The sequence below is a fragment of the Leptolyngbya sp. BC1307 genome, assembly GCF_002286735.1.
Classification (GTDB): Bacteria; Cyanobacteriota; Cyanobacteriia; order Phormidesmidales; family Phormidesmidaceae; genus Phormidesmis.
Genome location: NZ_NRTA01000144.1, coordinates 1 through 1,269 on the forward strand (window position 1 = coordinate 1; position 1,269 = coordinate 1,269).

The window sequence follows — 1,269 nt, forward strand, 5'->3', positions numbered from 1 at the left end:
CTATCGGGTCTACGTCTGCATATCCTGAGCATTACCCCAGGCGTTGGCTTCTTAGACCATCCTGCCTGCCAATCCTTTTGGTTTAGTACCTGCTCTAGATATTCGACCCTCTAGAGTGAAAATTGGTCAGGTTACTTCGTTCCTGATGTTCTTGGGTTGTGTGGTTAGAGTTGTACTGTCCACCGGATTTCGTTTTGGATATAAATCCCACCCTAGCGATATGAGTGGGCCTAGAAATCGGTAACTTTTGTTTCCAGTGTCCTGAGTGTTCAGGCATTGCCTTAGATTCTCATCAGCCTTTTCACTGGTTATGAATGACGATGGTTCGGTCATACATTCAGGCCCTTTGGGCTTTACTCATACACACGTGCTAGCCGGGTTTCCAGATTAGGCTTCCAGATACCGACGTTTAACCCTGCTTCATCCCATTGGCGCTAAACCGTTGAAATGAGGGCTATGCTGTCACGCCTTATACCGGGCGGATAGGACTAGCTTTCTGGGCTTGGTCAGAGGCATCACCTATAAGAGCATCAAGTTGTCATCTAAGAGAGATTAAAGTGCGAACTCCACCCTGAGTGGGTTATCTCTTAGAAGCCCTGCCTTATTAGCTTTTCAGCCTTTCGTACAGGAACGAATCGCACACCGCTGCTTCATCCGCTCTCGGGTACCGGAGCGAGTCGGGAAAAGTCCCACGGAGTTGCTCACTGGCCAGCCTCACCCACATTGGCTCGAACTCCTTGGTTTTAAGCGGTTCCAGAGAGCTTAGAAATTGAATCAATTAATAGGCTGGGCCATCGACGACGGTGGTCTATTTTGGGCTGCGAGTGTGACCCAAAATCGGCGGTTTTTAAACCACGCCCGGAAACTCCTATTGTGCGCTAAACTCTCTCCCCTCTCGCCCTAGCCAAACTTGCCGCTGACATAATCACGGGTGTGCTCGTCGACAGGGTTAGTGAAGATTTTATGGGTCTGGTCAATTTCCACTAGGTAGCCTAGCCGATTGCCCTTGTCGCCCACCGCCTCAGCGTTAAAGAATGCCGTGTAGTCGGCCACCCGCGCGGCCTGATGCATGTTGTGGGTAACGATGATGATGGTGAACTCCTTCTTGAGCTCATTCATCAGCTCTTCGATTCGTAGGGTTGAGATCGGGTCGAGGGCCGAGCAAGGCTCATCTATTAGGTGACAGTGGGTATAGGCGAGTGACGACAGCGGGGTAGTCGGGTAATCAGGATCTCATCAGGCAGCGTAGAGTGCAGTCAAAGCCAAGAT

The 1,269-nt window shown here is 50.7% G+C and carries 1 pseudogene; it reads right to left on the reverse strand.

The window, feature by feature from the left end:
* Positions 1-900: 900 nt before the first annotated feature.
* Positions 901-1,179 (reverse strand): annotated as a pseudogene (locus tag CKL79_RS22435) (phosphate ABC transporter ATP-binding protein); the annotation flags it as partial.
* Positions 1,180-1,269 lie beyond the last annotated feature (90 nt).